The 15,286-nt window shown below is 63.7% G+C and carries 13 protein-coding genes; 3 read left to right on the forward strand and 10 right to left on the reverse strand.

Annotated elements, in window-relative coordinates; genetic code table 11:
• Position 1 precedes the first annotated feature (1 nt).
• The 10 genes from HLA98_RS17825 to dnaA all read right to left on the reverse strand — a co-directional run bounded on the left by HLA98_RS17825 (position 2) and on the right by dnaA (position 12,636).
• The gene (locus HLA98_RS17825) at positions 2-427 is read right to left on the reverse strand and encodes an ExbD/TolR family protein (protein WP_005411739.1); all 426 of its coding nucleotides are present in this window, start codon (positions 425-427) and stop codon (positions 2-4) included.
• A gap of 62 nt (positions 428-489) precedes the next feature.
• On the reverse strand, positions 490-1,251 hold the full coding sequence (gene exbB / locus HLA98_RS17830; protein ID WP_005411738.1) for a TonB-system energizer ExbB: 762 nt from the start codon (positions 1,249-1,251) through the stop codon (positions 490-492).
• 94 nt (positions 1,252-1,345) lie between these two features.
• The gene (locus HLA98_RS17835; RefSeq protein WP_049429181.1) at positions 1,346-2,014 is read right to left on the reverse strand and encodes an energy transducer TonB; all 669 of its coding nucleotides are present in this window, start codon (positions 2,012-2,014) and stop codon (positions 1,346-1,348) included.
• Between the two features lie 143 nt (positions 2,015-2,157).
• Positions 2,158-3,345, reverse strand: coding sequence for a tetratricopeptide repeat protein (locus HLA98_RS17840; RefSeq protein WP_049447424.1), 1,188 nt, complete (start codon positions 3,343-3,345; stop codon positions 2,158-2,160).
• Between the two features lie 132 nt (positions 3,346-3,477).
• Entirely contained in the window at positions 3,478-4,284 is an 807-nt protein-coding gene (locus HLA98_RS17845; protein WP_006479406.1) for a M48 family metallopeptidase, read from the reverse strand.
• A 71-nt stretch (positions 4,285-4,355) separates the two neighbouring features.
• Positions 4,356-5,201, reverse strand: a complete 846-nt coding sequence (locus HLA98_RS17850; RefSeq protein WP_049447423.1) for a CPBP family intramembrane glutamic endopeptidase — start codon at positions 5,199-5,201, stop codon at positions 4,356-4,358.
• Positions 5,202-5,268: 67 nt separating this feature from the next.
• Complete coding sequence (gyrB, locus tag HLA98_RS17855; protein WP_057501582.1) at positions 5,269-7,728, reverse strand: DNA topoisomerase (ATP-hydrolyzing) subunit B; 2,460 nt, start codon at positions 7,726-7,728, stop codon at positions 5,269-5,271.
• Between the two features lie 112 nt (positions 7,729-7,840).
• Positions 7,841-8,935 carry a DNA replication/repair protein RecF gene (gene recF, locus HLA98_RS17860; RefSeq protein ID WP_057501581.1) on the reverse strand — a complete coding sequence of 365 codons (1,095 nt, stop codon included), beginning with the start codon at positions 8,933-8,935 and terminating at the stop codon, positions 7,841-7,843.
• 993 nt (positions 8,936-9,928) lie between these two features.
• On the reverse strand, positions 9,929-11,029 hold the full coding sequence (gene dnaN / locus HLA98_RS17865) for a DNA polymerase III subunit beta (RefSeq protein ID WP_005411731.1): 1,101 nt from the start codon (positions 11,027-11,029) through the stop codon (positions 9,929-9,931).
• Positions 11,030-11,304: 275 nt separating this feature from the next.
• The gene (dnaA, locus tag HLA98_RS17870) at positions 11,305-12,636 is read right to left on the reverse strand and encodes a chromosomal replication initiator protein DnaA (protein ID WP_057501580.1); all 1,332 of its coding nucleotides are present in this window, start codon (positions 12,634-12,636) and stop codon (positions 11,305-11,307) included.
• A gap of 255 nt (positions 12,637-12,891) precedes the next feature.
• Here dnaA and rpmH point away from each other — a divergent pair, with 255 nt between their 5' ends.
• From rpmH to yidC, 3 genes are read left to right on the forward strand one after another with little or no spacing between them, the layout of a single operon-like run.
• The gene (gene rpmH, locus HLA98_RS17875; RefSeq protein ID WP_005411729.1) at positions 12,892-13,032 is read left to right on the forward strand and encodes a 50S ribosomal protein L34; all 141 of its coding nucleotides are present in this window, start codon (positions 12,892-12,894) and stop codon (positions 13,030-13,032) included.
• 5 nt (positions 13,033-13,037) lie between these two features.
• Positions 13,038-13,532 carry a ribonuclease P protein component gene (rnpA, locus tag HLA98_RS17880; RefSeq protein ID WP_005411728.1) on the forward strand — a complete coding sequence of 165 codons (495 nt, stop codon included), beginning with the start codon at positions 13,038-13,040 and terminating at the stop codon, positions 13,530-13,532.
• A complete protein-coding gene (gene yidC / locus HLA98_RS17885) occupies positions 13,532-15,247 on the forward strand; it encodes a membrane protein insertase YidC (protein WP_049447419.1) in 1,716 nt (571 codons plus the stop codon). Before rnpA ends, yidC begins: the two co-directional genes overlap by 1 nt.
• Positions 15,248-15,286 lie beyond the last annotated feature (39 nt).

Consider the following 15,286-nt stretch of genomic DNA (forward strand, 5'->3'; position numbering starts at 1 on the left):
CTTATTGCCCCTTTTCTTTGGTCGCGACGAAGCCGACGTCCAGCATGCCCTGCTCCTGCGCGACCTTGGTCAGGTCGTTGATGACGCGCATCTTGGTGGTGCGGTCACCACGCAGGTTCAGCGGCGGCTGCGGGGTCTGCTGGGCGGCGGTCGCCAAGCGCGACTCGAGAGTCTGCTTGTTGATTTCTTCGTCGTTCCAGTAGATCGAGCCGTCTTCCTTGACTGCCAGGGTGATCGGTCCGGAACGCTTTTCAGCGTCTTCCGGCTTCTGGATCAGGTTGGCTTCCGGCAGATCCACCTTGACCTTGTGGGACATCAGGGGCGCCGTGATGATGAAGATGATCAGCAGCACCAGCATCACGTCCACGAGGGGCGTAACGTTGATGTCGGCCATGGGGCCGCCGCTGTTACCACTACTGAAAGCCATAACGGGCTCCGTCTAGATCTTGGTGACTACTTACGTTCGTCGCAGGGTGACGCGCGCCGCAATTAGCGGACGCGCGAGCCGGTGGCGAAGAAGTCGTGCAGGTCGTGCGCGAAGGTATCGAACTTGCTGATGGTCGCGCTGTTGATCTTGCTGAAGAAGTTGAAGGCGAACACGGCCGGGATCGCGACGAACAGACCGATCGCGGTCATGATCAGCGCTTCACCCACCGGGCCGGCAACGGCGTCGATCGAAGCGGAGCCGGTGGCACCGATCTTGATCAGCGCGCCGTAGATGCCCCACACGGTACCCAGCAGACCGACGAACGGAGCGGTTGCACCGACGGTGGCCAGCAGGGTCATGCCCGACTGCAGCTTGTTGCTTTCGCGGGTGACGGCCTGACGCAGAGCGCGGTCGACGAACTCCGAACGGCTCAGGTTCTCACCCACGCCGCCGGTGGCGCCGCCTTCAGCGCGCTGGTGGTGGGCAGCAGCCTGGGCAGCGTCCAGGGCGATCTTGGAGAACGGCTCGGAAGCCGGCTGTTCTTCCATCGCACGGATGGCGTCCTGCGCGTTCGGGGTATCCCAGAACAGGCTGACGACGCGATCAGCGGCGCTCTTCAGGCGGGTGGCACGGAAGATGTTGATGACGGTCCAGTACCAGGACATGGCCGACATGGCGATCAGGGTCAGCAGCACGACCCAGGAAACCGCGAAATCACCCGGCTTGGTGGTCATTTCGTGGATCAGGTGCTCGAAGCCCATCTGCGACAGGGCGTTGGACGGATTGCCCCCGGCAGCAGCGGCGATGAAAATTTCCTGCAGCATGACGCTTACCTTTGTTGTGTGTGGTGATAAAGGGTGTAGCTAAGCTAAACAATCGAACCGGGAGCGGGGGTGGCCAGGCGGCCACCCGGACGCATCAGTTCAGCGCAAAGTTGACCGGGACGCGAACGCGACCTGCCGCCTTCTTACCGCCAGATTCAGCGGCGTTGAAGCGCCACTTGCGAGCCGCTTCCATCGCAGCACGGTCCAGGTCGCGGTTACGGCTGGACTTTTCCACCGTGACATTGGTGACGTTGCCGCTGGCATCGACATCAATGATCAGGATCACTTCGCCCTGGATACCAGCGCGGAAGGCTGCCGGCGGGTAGCGCGGCGGATTCATGGCCTTCGACGAGATGTCCACGCTGGCCTCGATCGAGGTCGCAGGTGCCGGCGGCGCGGGCGGCGATGGCGGGGTGACGATATCGCTCGGGCGCGGTTCCGGCACGTCCACGACCGGCGCCTGCGGCGGCGGGGGGACCGGCGACGGCTTCGGCGGCGACAGATTCTTCACCGGCGGCGGCGGAGTATCTGTCGGCGGCGGCGGCGGCGGCGGCGGGGGCGGCGGCGGCGGTGCGTCGACGATGGTCACCATGACGTTACGCTCCTTCTCAGCCACGGCCTTGGGGGCCACAGCGGGGATCAGGAGCATCATGAAGGCGGCCAGATGCAGGGCGATTACAAACGCGATGCCGACGATGCGAGGCCAGCTCAGCCCCTTGTCATCGGGTTGTTCGTACCGGTGAACGACTAGTTGTTCCGTCATGCGCCAAGAGCTCAATAGTGGGGCCGGGATGCCGGGGGCGGAATCCCTGATCAGCGGTGCATGACACCGCAGGAACCTCCAAGCTTATACCAATCCTGAGCGCCTGCGCATCAACTGGGCAGGCATTCAGGCGTTATTCCTACTTACTTCAGGTTGATGATTTTTTTGGCATCAGCCTGGTTCTTCACACCCTTCGCCAGCGCCTGCTGGGCGGCCTGCTTGGCCTCCGGGATGCGACCTTCGGCATGCAGGACGCGTGCCAGGTTCAGGTAGGTCTCACCGTCCTTGGACAGCGGGGCAGCCTTCTGCCACGCATCGATCGCCTGCGGCACCTGGTCGGAGTAGTAGTAGGACTGGGCCAGCGCCAGGTAGACCTGGTAGTCCGGCTTCAGGATGCCCTTCTGCAACCCTTCGTTGATGACCGCGATGACGTCCTTTTCCTTGTGTTCGGTGTTGGCATAGATCGAGTACAGCTGCTTGTACTCGCGCTCTTCGGTGAGCTGGCCGCTGCTGCGCAGCTTGTCCATCACCGCAGCCGCCTTGTCCATCTGGTCGGCCTGCATGTACATGCTGGCCAGGTTCAGCTGGGCCTTCTTGTCATTGGGGTTCTTGGCAGCCAGGGCCTCGGCTTCCTTGACCGCTTCACCGGACTGGCCGGCTTCGGACAGGGCCGCCATCAGCAGCTGGTTCCAGTTGTCCTTCGGTTCGGTCGAGCCAGCGATGGCCTGCTTCAGCACCGGGATCGCTTCCTGGTAGCGCTCCAGCTGGTACAGCGCCTGGCCCTTGGCGATCAGCTCTTCCGGCTTGGTCGACTTGCTCTCGGCGAAGTACTTGTCGAGAGTGGCCAGGCCTTCGGCGGTCTTGTCTTCCTGCAGTTCCAGCTGGCCCAGCATCAGCATCGACTGGAAGTGGCCGTTGTTGTCCAGGCCGTTGAACTGCAGGACCTGCTTCAGGTAGGCGATCGCCGCTGCGGTGTCGTCGGTCTGGTAGGCGGCCTGCGAGGCCAGCTGTGCGGCCAGCGACTTGTCGTACTCGTTCGCGGCGCTGTCAGCCAGGATTGCGTCGGCCTGCGTGCGGGTCTCCGGGAACTTTTCCTTGTTGTAGCTGTCGATCATTTTCTGCAGCTTGCTGCCCAGCTTGGCCGAAGCCTTGACCGTCGGCTCCTGGCGGGTCGCGTTCGGGTACAGCACCTCGGCCTTGGCCTGCTTGCCGCCGCGGTTGCCGCGCTCGGAGGAGCGCGAGGACTGCGCGAAGGCATCGGTGACCACGGCGCCGGTCAGGGCGGTCGCGACGAGGACGGAAAGCACAGCTTTGTGGTTACGGAAAATCATCGTTCACCTCGATCGAACCGCCGGTTAGCGGCAAAGTCGGACTGTCAGAAAAATCTGAGCCGCCAAACGTATCAGAAACAGATGGCGTGAGAAATCGTTTTATGTGCTGCAATACAGCATAAAACTGCGCACTCATCCGCACTTTGGCCGCAGTCCGGCCGCCTGCGCCTGCTGATAGACCGGCGTCAGAGCCGGTGCATCGCGCCGCAGTTCCTGGATCCGGTTGGCCGGGTCAGGGTGCGTGGAGAGCCATTGTGGGCTGCGACCGCCACTGGCGGCCATCATGTTCTGCCACAGATCGACCGCCTGGGCCGGGTTGAAGCCGGCCTGCGCCATCAGTCGCTGGCCGATCACATCGGCCTCGCTCTCCTGGGTGCGCGAGCCGGGCAGCAGGAAGGCGGTCTGCGCGCCCATCCCGCCAAGCTGGTTCACGGTGCTGGCGGCACCCTCGCCGTAGGCGGCCCCGGCGAGCGCGCCGAGCACGGCCAGGCCGGTCTGCGCGCCCATCTGCCGGGTGATGCGCTCTTCGTGGTGGCGAGCGATGACATGGCCGATTTCGTGGCCGATTACGGCAGCCAGCTGGTCCTGGTTCTTGGCGACGGTGAAGATGCCGGTGTTCACGCCCACCTTGCCGCCGGGGAGGGCGAAGGCATTGGGCTCCTTGTCGACGAACACCGCGGTCTCCCACCGTACGCCACGGTACTGGGCAGGCAGCTGCGCGACCAGCGCGTTGACCACACATTGCACGTAGCCGTTCTGGCGGCCGTCGGTGCTGATCTTTTCCTTCTGCTTGGTTTCGGCGAACGCCTGTGCACCCAGCTGGTCCAGCTGCGCCTGTGATACGCCGCCCACCATCTGCCGGCGCCCGGTCGGCGACGTCGTGGTCGCGCAGGCGCTGACCAGGGTGGTGATGACAAGGGCCAGCAGCAGTTGTTTCATGGAAGCTCCCCCGTGTTCATAGGCGCAGTGTGTAGCGTAGCGGCTTAATCTTTCGTCAAGCGGACACGGCGTTACGTTGACCCCAGGAACACCATCGCGGCAAGCGCGACAGCATTGTTCAGCGCATGCGCGGTGATCGCCGCCCACAGCGTACCGGTGCGCTGGTAGAGCCAGCAGAACGCGGCGCCCATGCCGCCATAGACCAGCCACAACTGGGCCATCCCCAGCAGCGAATTCTTGCTCAGGCCGGGCACTTCATGCACCAGCGCGAAGGCCAGGCTGCTGAGGATGATGCCCAGCCAGGGGCGGCCCGCCTGCCACAGGCGCCCGAACAACACGCGGCGGAACAGCAGCTCCTCGTAAGCCGGGGCGAGCACCACGGCAAACAGCACCAGGAACAGCGGGAAACGCGCGATCGCGTTCTGCATCAGTTCCACGTTGGTCGGCACCGGCTCGATGCCGAACTGCCTGGCCAGGAACGCGATGCCGTTGCTGCCGAGCACGATCAGCGTGGCCACCAGCAGTGTCCAGCCCCAGGTCGAGGGCCGCCGCAGTGCCTGGCGGGAGGCGAGGCGTTCGTCCGCATTGGCGGGACGGCGCCAGAAGTACAACAGCAGTGCGGCGCCTCCGGTGGCAATCAACGCCATCAGGATCTGCGCCAGCGCACCCGGCTGGCCAACCGCCGCGCCGATTGCATCAGGCGACAGCACGCCGCCATTGGCCTCCGCGTTGGCACGACTGACCATGATCGCGCGGTAGAACCCCCACAAAAGCCCGGTGATCATGCTCAGGCCGAACAGGGTGACGGCGGCAATGCCCAGGTCAATGAAGAAGCCCGCCAACGGGGAACCGGCACGCGGCGCGACCGAAGCCGGCGGAATCGGGGGCGGGGCGGAAACCGGGGCGGATGCGGACATCAGGTACCTGCGTTCAAGGGTCGAAGGCCGGCGCGCCTCCCCGCGCACCGGCCGTGTCCCGATTGTGTCAGATATCCAGGTTTGCGACCTTCAGCGCGTTGTCTTCGATGAAGTCGCGACGCGGTTCGACGACATCGCCCATCAGGGTGCTGAAGATCTGGTCGGCAGCGACAGCGTCTTCGATGCGTACCTGCAGCAGTCGACGGGTTTCCGGATTCACCGTGGTGTCCCACAGCTGCTCCGGGTTCATTTCACCCAGGCCCTTGAATCGCTGGATCTGGCGGCCGCGCTTGGCCTCCTCGAGCAGCCAGTTCTGCGCCTTGGCGAAGCTGTCGACTTCGATCGACTTGGCGCCGCGGGAAATGGTCGCGCCCTCGCGCACCAGACCGTGCAGCAGCTTCGACGCCTGGTGGATCGCGCGCAGTTCGCCGCTTTCGAAGGCCGACATCGGCAGCACCTGGATGTGCTGTTCGCCCATGTGGCGACGGGTCACCAGCACGGCGGCCGGGCGCTCATCGTTCGGTTCCTGCAGTTCCAGGCTGAAGCGCGGGCTGCCCAGGCTGCCCTGGTTGAGGCGCTTGGCCAAGGCTTCCAGGCCTTCGCCTTCGCCGGCATTGCGCAGGCTGTCCAGATCCATCGGCACGAAATCGACCAGCGCTTCGAGCAGGTTGCGGTCGTAGCGATGCGCGTTGCGCTCGATCGAATCCAGCGCGGCGGCGTAGGTCAGCAGCAGCTTTTCCAGGGCCAGGCCTTCAATGCCCGGCTCGCCGGTGGCCGGTACCAGCGCAGCGTTTTCCACTGCGCTGCTGGCCAGGTAGCTGTCCAGTGCCGGGTCGTCCTTCAGGTACAGCTCCTGCTTGCCCTGCTTGATCTTGTACAGCGGCGGCAGGCCGATGTAGACGTAACCCCGCTCGATCAGCTCCGGCATCTGACGATAGAAGAACGTCAGCAGCAGGGTGCGGATGTGGGCGCCGTCGACGTCGGCGTCGGTCATGATGATGATCTTGTGGTAACGCAGCTTGTCCGGGTTGTACTCGTCACGGCCGATGCCGGTGCCCAGCGCGGTGATCAGCGTACCGACCTGGTCGGAGGACAGCATGCGGTCGAAACGTGCGCGTTCCACGTTGAGAATCTTGCCGCGCAGCGGCAGCACGGCCTGGTTCTTGCGATTGCGGCCCTGCTTGGCCGAGCCACCTGCCGAGTCACCCTCGACGATGAACAGTTCGGACAGCGCCGGATCCTTTTCCTGGCAGTCGGCCAGCTTGCCCGGCAGGCCGGCGATATCCAGCGCGCCCTTGCGGCGGGTCAGGTCGCGGGCCTTGCGCGCCGCTTCACGTGCACGCGCGGCGTCAACGATCTTGCCGGCGATCGCCTTGGCTTCGTTCGGGTTCTCCTGCAGGAACTCTTCCAGGCGCGCACCGAAGGCGTTTTCCACCGCCGGGCGCACGTCGGAGCTGACCAGCTTTTCCTTGGTCTGGCTGGAGAAGCTCGGGTCCGGCACCTTCACCGACAGCACCGCGATCATGCCTTCGCGCATGTCATCGCCGGTCAGGTTGATCTTGGCCTGCTTGGCGATGCCGTTCTGCTCGATGTAGTTGTTGAGCACACGGGTCAGGGCACCGCGGAAACCGGCCAGGTGGGTACCACCGTCCTTCTGCGGAATGTTGTTGGTGAAGCAGTACATCGTCTCCTGGTAGGAGTCGGTCCACTGCAGCGCTACATCCACAACGATGCCGTTGTGCTCGCCGGTGACCGAGATGACGTTCGGGTGCAGCGGGGTCTTCAGCTGGGCCAGATGCTCCACGAAGCTGCGGATGCCGCCTTCGTAGTGGAAATCGTCGCGGCGGCCTTCGCCGCGCTCATCGGCCAGCACGATCTTGACGCCGGAATTGAGGAAGGACAGTTCGCGCAGGCGGCGGGCGAGGATGTCGTAGTGGAATTCCACGTTGTCGTGGAAGGCGACGGTCGACGGCCAGAAGCGCACGGTGGTACCGCGCTTGGTGGTGGTTTCCAGCTTGGCCAGCGCGGTCACTGCGGCGCCGTTGCTGAATTCCTGCTGGTAGTGGAAGCCGTTCTGGAACACGTCCACCAGCAGCTTCTGCGACAGCGCATTGACCACGCTGACGCCTACGCCGTGCAGGCCGCCGGAAACCTTGTAGCTGTTGTCGTCGAACTTGCCGCCTGCGTGCAGGACGGTCATCACCACTTCGGCGGCGGATACTTCGCGACCGAGCTTGGCACTCATCTGCTCGTGCTTGCCGGTCGGGATGCCACGGCCATTGTCGGACACCGAGACCGAGCCATCGGCGTGGATCGTCACGGCTACGTGGTCGGCGTGGCCGGCCAGCGCTTCGTCGATCGAGTTGTCGACGACCTCGAACACCATGTGGTGCAGACCGGTGCCGTCATGCACGTCGCCGATGTACATGCCGGGACGCTTGCGGACAGCCTCCAGGCCTTCCAGGGCGGTAATGCTGTTGGCGTCGTAATTGCCGTTGTTTGCCGGGGTGTTCTGTTCGTCGCTCATTGCGCTTGCCGTAGGCTCCGCAGGTCGGCCACCGCGTGGAGCGATGTGCCGAGAATGAAAGGGTTCCAACCCGAATTATACCAGCCGGGGTCTAAAGGCCCTGATGTGCCCACTATGGCACAGCCGCGATCTGTGCATGTTCCACGTGGAACCGGGCGATGTGGGTCAGGTCCTGCAGCGCCGCCGGAGTTTCAGTGGCAGTGATGAAGATCTGTGCCGGCCCACTGAGCAGGCGCTCCAGTACCCGCGCCTGGTGGGTGCGATCCAGCTCCGAGGCCAGATCGTCCAGAGCGATCACCGGCCATTCGCCTCGCTGTTCGGCATAGTCTTCGGCCTGTGCCAGCAGGCAAGCCAATGCCGTCAGCTTGGCCTGACCGCGGGACAGCGCATCACGCCCCGGAATGCTATGGAAATCCACACTCCAGTCCGCCCGGTGTGGGCCGACCGAGGTGTATCCGGCCTGGCGGTCACGTTCCCGGGCCAAAAGCAGGGCATCGGCCAAGGGAAGCTCATGCCGCCGCCAACCGGGGCTCAGTTCCAGTCCCTGGATGCCGAGTTGCGGAGCCAGGCTGGCGGCCAACGCCACCGTGCGCTGCTGCAGACGCTCCAGATAATGCTGGCGGCGGCTGGTCAACGGCTCTCCGGCCTCGGCCAACTCATGGTCCCAGGTATCGAGCATCCGCGACGGCCCGCCCTGCTTGAGCAGGGCATTGCGCTGCTTCAGCGCACGGGAGTAGCGGCGCCACAGCGATAGAAAATCCGGTTCCACGTGGAACAAGCCCCAATCGAGGAAGCGGCGGCGGGGTTCTCCGCCCCCGCTGACCAGTGCGTGGCTCCCGGGCTCGAACGTCACCACCGCCAGCGCTGCGCAGAGATTACCCAGCTGCGCGACATCTTCGCCATCCAATCGCCCCTTCCAGTCCTGCCCGCTGTGGCGCAGCCCGGCCTTTCGGCGGTGGGGCGGGTGATCGGCACGCTGTTCGTCCCATTCCACGAAGATTTCCAGCGCTTCCTGACCCTGGCGCACCAGACCGTCGCGCACCCGGCCACGGAAGCTGCGCCCGTAGGCCATCAGGTGCAGGGCTTCGAGCACGCTGGTCTTTCCGGCACCGTTGTCGCCGGTCAGCAGGTTCAATCCCGGCTGGGGCGACAGGTCCACCGCACTGAAGCGACGCAGTTGGTGCAAGGCGAGGCGGCGGATAAGCATGGGGCGCGAAAGACCATCCGCACGAGGCGGTAGTGGGGCAGGGAATCCATCAGCTTACTGCATCGGTCAAGCCAGCCGTGCCGCGCCAGACATCGCCACTGTGCTGAAGCCTCCGCCTGGCAGCCCTACGCGTGTTCCACGTGGTGGCGCTCCCTCACCTGTGCTCGCCTGGGTCTGGATATGCCCCGGAATCCTTGAATTCTGAGCGGCGGCGCAGGGTAGAGGCCCTCAGATTTCAGCGATTTCAGCCTCATTCCGCGAGCGTCGCCAGGTGCCCCGACGGTGGATTGCGCGAACACCGCGCAGATTTCTTGAAATCTACGATGCGATGCCGTGGAGGGTTCCACAGATTTCAAAGAATTCAGCCCATTCGTTTCACGCTGTCCACAGCGGGTCTGTATGACTTATACACAAGGTATGGGCAAACTGTGGATAAAAAAGCCCTTTTGCCCGACCTGCGAAACTATCCACAGGTTCCCCCCCAGCCTGAGGGGCCTCTATACAGGGGGTTTCAGCTGCATAAATCTCTTAAAAATCAATTGGATAATGCATTTTTCCACGAAATCTGGGCCTACCATCACCACCATGCTTTAGATTTATACCCAGATTTAGAAGCTAGGCCAGCCCTGATCCGGCCCCAACCAGGCCTGTGGACAGTGACGTCTGCAGATGAAGCAACCACTGCGATAGCGGATGCGATCCGCTTCATCCATCCGACCAGATCGGGTCACCTGCGATCAGGCTGAAGACCCGGAACTGCGTACTTGATCGAAGTTGGCTGGGCAGCGCCCAAGTCAGCAACCTGGATTCCTACCGCGCAGGGCCGATTGCATCGAAGAGGCAACCAAGAACAATCGCCAAGCAGCAATCTCGAGCAAGGCATTCGCCCAGACCTGGAGATTCCGCGATCCCCGATGCTCCACGTGGAACGTGCAAAAAAAACGCCCGGGAAAATCCCGGGCGTCCTTCGGTTCCACGTGGAACAGGCTGCAGTCAGAGACGCAGCGGCATCACCACGTGGCGCGACTTCTCGCTGCTGGATTCACGCACCAGCGCCGAGGAGTTGGAGTCGCGCAGCTGGATGATCACTTCCTCGTCGCGCAGGGCGGAGAGGGCATCCAGCAGGTAGTTCACGTTGAAGCCAATGGCCAGATCGCTGACCGTGGTGTCGGCTTCGATCTCTTCCTGGGCTTCTTCCTGCTCCGGGTTGTGCGCGCTGATCTTCAGGTTGCCCGGCGAGACTTCCACGCGGATACCGCGGTACTTCTCGTTGGACAGGATCGCAGCACGCTGCAGCGAGGCACGCAGTGCTTCACGATCAACCTTCACTTCGCGGTCGGCACCGATCGGGATCACCGCTTCGTAATCCGGGAAACGGCCGTCGATCAGCTTCGAGGTAAAGGTGACATCGTCGCGCTTGACGCGGACATGGCTGCGGCCGACTTCCAGCTCGATCTCGCGATCACCGCTTTCCAGCAGGCGCTGCAGTTCGGTCACGCCCTTGCGCGGCACGATGATCTGGCGCTTGGAACCGCTGGGCTTGGCCAGGTCGGTTTCACAAAGAGCCAGGCGGTGGCCGTCGGTGGCAACGGTACGCAGTGCATCACCGCGCAGGTCGAACAGCAGACCGTTGAGGTAGTAGCGCACGTCCTGCTGGGCCATTGCGAACGCGGTGCGCTCGATCAGCTCCTTCAGGGTCGCTTCGCCGATGGCCACGCGCTCGGTGGCTTCCACTTCGTCAACCGAAGGGAAATCATTGGAGGGCAGGGTGGCCAGGGTGAAACGGCTGCGACCGGCCTGCACGGTGATCTTGTCACCTGTCTGCGAGACGGTGATCCGGCTGCCATCGGGCAGGGCGCGGATGATCTCGAACAGCTTGCGGGCGGGAATGGTGGTTTCGCCGTCCTGGGCATCTTCAACCGCGATCCGCGACACCATCTCCACTTCCAGGTCGGTACCGGTCAGCGACAGCTGGCCGTTCTGCACCTGGACCAGGAAATTGGCCAGAACCGGAAGGGTCTGGCGGCGTTCGACCACGTTGACGACCTGTGCCAACGGCTTGAGAAAGGCTTCGCGCTGCAGTGTGAAACGCATGTGGTTCCGTGCCCCTATGCTTTAAAAAATGTGGAATAAATCAAAAGCTTGGTGGTGCTGGTAGAGACAGAATCGCTGGAAAACAACGCTAAGTCTTTGTAAATAAAAGGATTTCAGACCTCGAAACCCTCTGTATTACCGACCCCCAGAGGGTGGGGAAAGCTGTGGATAAATCCGACGCGATTTCAGACGCCTTTTTTATCCACAACGTGTCCCGCGCTTGCTACCGGATTCTGCACCGTTTTGTGCGATGACGCCTCATCGGCATCCGTGCATCATTCGCTCAGCTTCCGGATCAGCTTGTCCCAGTCCTCGCGGAGCTTGCCGTCGGTTTCCATCAGGGTCCGGATCTGGCGGCAGGCATGCAGCACCGTGGTGTGATCGCGACCGGCAAAGGCGTCGCCGATCTCGGGCAGGCTGTGCTCGGTCAGTTCCTTGGTCAGCGCCATGGCGACCTGGCGGGGGCGGGCCAGCGAGCGGGTCCGACGCTTCGACAGCAGATCCTTGATCTGCAGGCCGTAGTAGTCGGCAACCGTTTTCTGGATGTTGGGAATGCTGATCGCCTGCTGCTGGGCGCGCAGCAGGTCGCGCAGGGTTTCCTGGGCGAATTCGGTGGTGATCGCGCGGCCGGTGAAGTTGGCGCGGGCGGTCAGGGTATTGAGCGCACCCTCGAGGTCGCGCACGTTGGAGCGCATCTTCTTGGCGATCAGGAACGCAACATCATCGGGAATCTCCGCACCACGTTCGCGTGCCTTGGCCAGCACGATCGCGGCGCGGGTCTCGAAGTCCGGCGGTTCGATCGCGACCGACAGGCCCCAGGCAAGACGCGACTTCAGGCGCGCTTCCAGACCTTCGACTTCGCGCGGATAGCGGTCGCAGGTCAGGATGATCTGCTGCTTGCCATCGAACAACGCGTTGAAGGTGTGGAAGAACTCTTCCTGCGTGCGGTCCTTGCCGGCGAAGAACTGGATGTCATCGATCAGCAGCGCGTCCACCTGCTGGAACTGGCGCTTGAACTGATCCATGGTCTTTTCCTGCAGGGCCCGGATCATCGCGCTGAAGAACTGTTCCGAACGCAGGTACAGCACCTTCGCGCCCGGATTGGCCTGGCGCATCGCGTTGCCGGCGGCGAACATCAGGTGGGTCTTGCCCAGGCCGGTGCCTCCGTACAGCAGCAGCGGGTTGTGCGCGCGGTCGCCCGGCTTCTGCGCTGCCTGGAAGGCGGCGGCCAGGCCCAGCTGGTTGCTGCGGCCTTCGACGAAGTTGGCGAACGTGTAGTGGTTGTCCAGGTTGCCGGCGAAGGGCACCTGCGGTTCGCTGGACACCTGCGCCGACGGCGTGGAAACCGGCGCGATCTGCGCCTCCACAGGACGCGGGCGCGAGCCGATTTCAAGAAAAACGTCGCTGAAACCGGCGAAATGAGCAAGCAGTTCGCGGATCCGGGCCAGGTACAGCTCGCGGACCTGGTCGACGATGAAGGCATTCGGTGCATACAGCACCAGGCTGTCCACGCGCAGATCGGCCTGCAGCGGCTTCAACCAGGTATGAACGTCTTCCGGCGGGAACTCCGCTTCGAGGCGCTCGAGACTACGGGACCAAGCATCCATCAGCAATAATCGTCCGGTGGCCGGGGCATGGACGCGACAAGGCGCCCAAACACAGGCCGGAAAGGGGGGAAATGGATGGCTCAGACTACCACCGAGCGCCCGCCTTCGGAATGCTTGTCCCCTACTTATTCACAAAAACATCCACAGCTATTGCACAGCCCAGTGAATTCGCGTAGCTGACAGGGGTTGACTTGGGGCAGGGTACCTCTCTAGAATTTCCGGTTCTTTCCGTCCCATTCATACGAGAGGCCCCCAATGGCCACGAAGCGCACCTACCAGCCCAGCAACCTCAAGCGTAAGCGCGACCACGGCTTCCGTGCCCGTATGAAGACCGCTGACGGCCGCAAGATCCTGTCGCGTCGCCGCGCCAAGGGCCGCAAAGTCCTGAGCGCCTGATTGCCATGCCGCACCCTGCGGCAGACGCAATCCCTTCGACAGTGAATACTGCAGACCCGCGCAAGCGATTCCCTCGCTCTGCGCGGGTTCGCACGCGTGCCGAATACTCAACGGTCTTCAACGGCGCCCGCCGTGTGTCCGATCCGCTGATGACCCTGCACTGGCTGCCGGCTGACCGGCCGGCCAGGCTGGGTCTGGCGGTTTCCCGCAAGGTTGATCCGAACGCCGTTGGGCGTAACCGGATCAAGCGCGTCCTGCGCGACATCCTGCGTCAGACACGTACCGACATCCAGCCAGGCGACTTTGTCGTCGTGGCTCGTAGTGCTGCGCGTTCCGCCAGCAACGACGAGATCCGCCAGGCCTTCCTGCGCCTGCTGCGTCGCCTGCGTGCATTGCCCACGCCGGGCGTGGACGGCACAATGCCGCCGCCTGATGGCATCGCAACTCCTTCTTTGACCGAGCCGGCATCGCGTCCCGGCCCCGCCGAGCCTGTCCGCTGATGAACCAGACCCGCGTATTCCTCATTTTTGCCTGGCTGATGGTGGCCGTGCTGCTGTGGATGGAGTGGAGCCGTGAAAAGGCTGCTCCGACCCCGGCACCGACGACCACGTCGGCCCCGGCCGCCGCACAGAGCGTTCCGGGCGCAACCCCGGGCGCCATCCCCAGCGCCCAGGTTCCGGGTGCCCCCGGCCAGGCCGCCGTGCAGGCCCAGGCCAGTGCCACCCCGGCCAGCCAGCGCGTGACCGTCACCACCGACGTGCTGCGCCTGGTGCTCGATGGCGGCCGTGTGCTCGACGCCGAGCTGCTGCAGTTCCCGCAGACCAAGGACGAAGGCAGCCCGCCGGTCCGCCTGCTGACCGAAGACCCCGCGCACCCGTACAGCGCGATCAGTGGCTGGGCCAGCGAAGACAAGAACACCCCGGTCCCCGGCGCTGACGGCTTCAAGCTGGTCGGTGACACCAGGGACTTCGTGCTGGCCAAGGGCCAGAACGAACTGCAGATCCCGTTCGTGTGGACCGCCGACAACGGCGTGACCATCAAGCGCACCCTGACCGTCTCACGCAACGAGTACGCCGTGCGCTTCAAGGACGAAGTCAGCAACGCCGGCGCTGCGCCGTGGAACGGTTACGTCTACCGCACCCTGGACCGCACCCCGACCATCCTGTCGCGGAGCATGACCAACCCGGATTCCTTCAGCTTCAACGGTGCCACCTGGTACGACAACGACAAGAAGTACCAGCGTCGTGCGTTCAAGGACTACCTGGAAGACGGCACGCTGAACCAGAACATCACCGGCGGCTGGCTGGCGATGCTGCAGCACCACTTCTTCACCGCCTGGATCCCGCAGAAGGACCAGACCGCACACTATGTGCTGTCGCAGGTGGCCGGTCGTGACCTGATCGAAGCGCGTGGCCCTGCCTTCACCGTGGCCCCGGGCCAGTCCACCAGCACCGAAGCCCGCCTGTGGGTCGGCCCGAAGCTGGTCAACCTGATCGCCAAGGAAGACGTACCGGGCCTGGACCGCGTGGTCGACTACAGCCGCTTCTCGATGATGGCGGTGATCGGCCAGGGCCTGTTCTGGGTGCTGAACCAGGTGCACAAGCTGGTCGGCAACTGGGGCTGGGCGATCGTCGGCCTGGTGGTGCTGCTGAAGCTGGTGCTGTACCCGCTGTCGGCGACCCAGTACAAGAGCGGCGCCAAGATGCGTCGCTTCCAGCCGCGCATCGCGCAGCTGAAGGAACGCTATGGCGATGACCGCCAGAAGTTCCAAACCGCGATGATGGAGCTGTACAAGAAGGAAAAGATCAATCCGATGGGCGGCTGCCTGCCGATCCTCATCCAGATGCCGATCTTCTTCGCCCTGTACTGGGTGCTGGTGGAATCGGTCGAACTGCGCCAGGCGCCCTGGTTCGGCTGGATCCAGGACCTGACCGCACGCGACCCGTACTTCATCCTGCCGGTGATCAACGTGGCGGTGATGTGGTTCACCCAGAAGCTGACCCCGGCACCGGGCATGGACCCGATGCAGCAGAAAATGATGCAGTTCATGCCGCTGGTGTTCGGCGTCATGATGGCCTTCATGCCGTCCGGCCTGGTCCTGTACTGGGTGGTCAACGGTGGCCTGGGCCTGCTGCAGCAGTGGTGGATGACCAAGCGCCATGGCGGCGAGCCGGTCCCGGCCACCACCGCGCCGGCCCCGGTCAAAAAGAAATAATCCCGACTGGTAGAGTCGACTGTCAGTCGACTCTACCGC

Origin of the sequence: Stenotrophomonas africana, assembly GCF_013004645.1 — a bacterium.
In the GTDB taxonomy this organism is placed as follows: domain Bacteria; phylum Pseudomonadota; class Gammaproteobacteria; order Xanthomonadales; family Xanthomonadaceae; genus Stenotrophomonas; species Stenotrophomonas africana.

What these genes read in the sequence shown, in the direction of transcription:
- HLA98_RS17825 (WP_005411739.1), bottom strand. Translation starts at nt 427, where the DNA reads ATGGCTTTCAGTAGTGGTAACAGCGGCGGCCCCATGGCCGACATCAAC.
- exbB (WP_005411738.1), bottom strand. Translation starts at nt 1,251, where the DNA reads ATGCTGCAGGAAATTTTCATCGCCGCTGCTGCCGGGGGCAATCCGTCC.
- HLA98_RS17835 (WP_049429181.1), bottom strand. Translation starts at nt 2,014, where the DNA reads ATGACGGAACAACTAGTCGTTCACCGGTACGAACAACCCGATGACAAG.
- HLA98_RS17840 (WP_049447424.1), bottom strand. Translation starts at nt 3,345, where the DNA reads ATGATTTTCCGTAACCACAAAGCTGTGCTTTCCGTCCTCGTCGCGACC.
- HLA98_RS17845 (WP_006479406.1), bottom strand. Translation starts at nt 4,284, where the DNA reads ATGAAACAACTGCTGCTGGCCCTTGTCATCACCACCCTGGTCAGCGCC.
- HLA98_RS17850 (WP_049447423.1), bottom strand. Translation starts at nt 5,201, where the DNA reads ATGTCCGCATCCGCCCCGGTTTCCGCCCCGCCCCCGATTCCGCCGGCT.
- gyrB (WP_057501582.1), bottom strand. Translation starts at nt 7,728, where the DNA reads ATGAGCGACGAACAGAACACCCCGGCAAACAACGGCAATTACGACGCC.
- recF (WP_057501581.1), bottom strand. Translation starts at nt 8,935, where the DNA reads ATGCTTATCCGCCGCCTCGCCTTGCACCAACTGCGTCGCTTCAGTGCG.
- dnaN (WP_005411731.1), bottom strand. Translation starts at nt 11,029, where the DNA reads ATGCGTTTCACACTGCAGCGCGAAGCCTTTCTCAAGCCGTTGGCACAG.
- dnaA (WP_057501580.1), bottom strand. Translation starts at nt 12,636, where the DNA reads ATGGATGCTTGGTCCCGTAGTCTCGAGCGCCTCGAAGCGGAGTTCCCG.
- rpmH (WP_005411729.1), top strand. Translation starts at nt 12,892, where the DNA reads ATGGCCACGAAGCGCACCTACCAGCCCAGCAACCTCAAGCGTAAGCGC.
- rnpA (WP_005411728.1), top strand. Translation starts at nt 13,038, where the DNA reads ATGCCGCACCCTGCGGCAGACGCAATCCCTTCGACAGTGAATACTGCA.
- yidC (WP_049447419.1), top strand. Translation starts at nt 13,532, where the DNA reads ATGAACCAGACCCGCGTATTCCTCATTTTTGCCTGGCTGATGGTGGCC.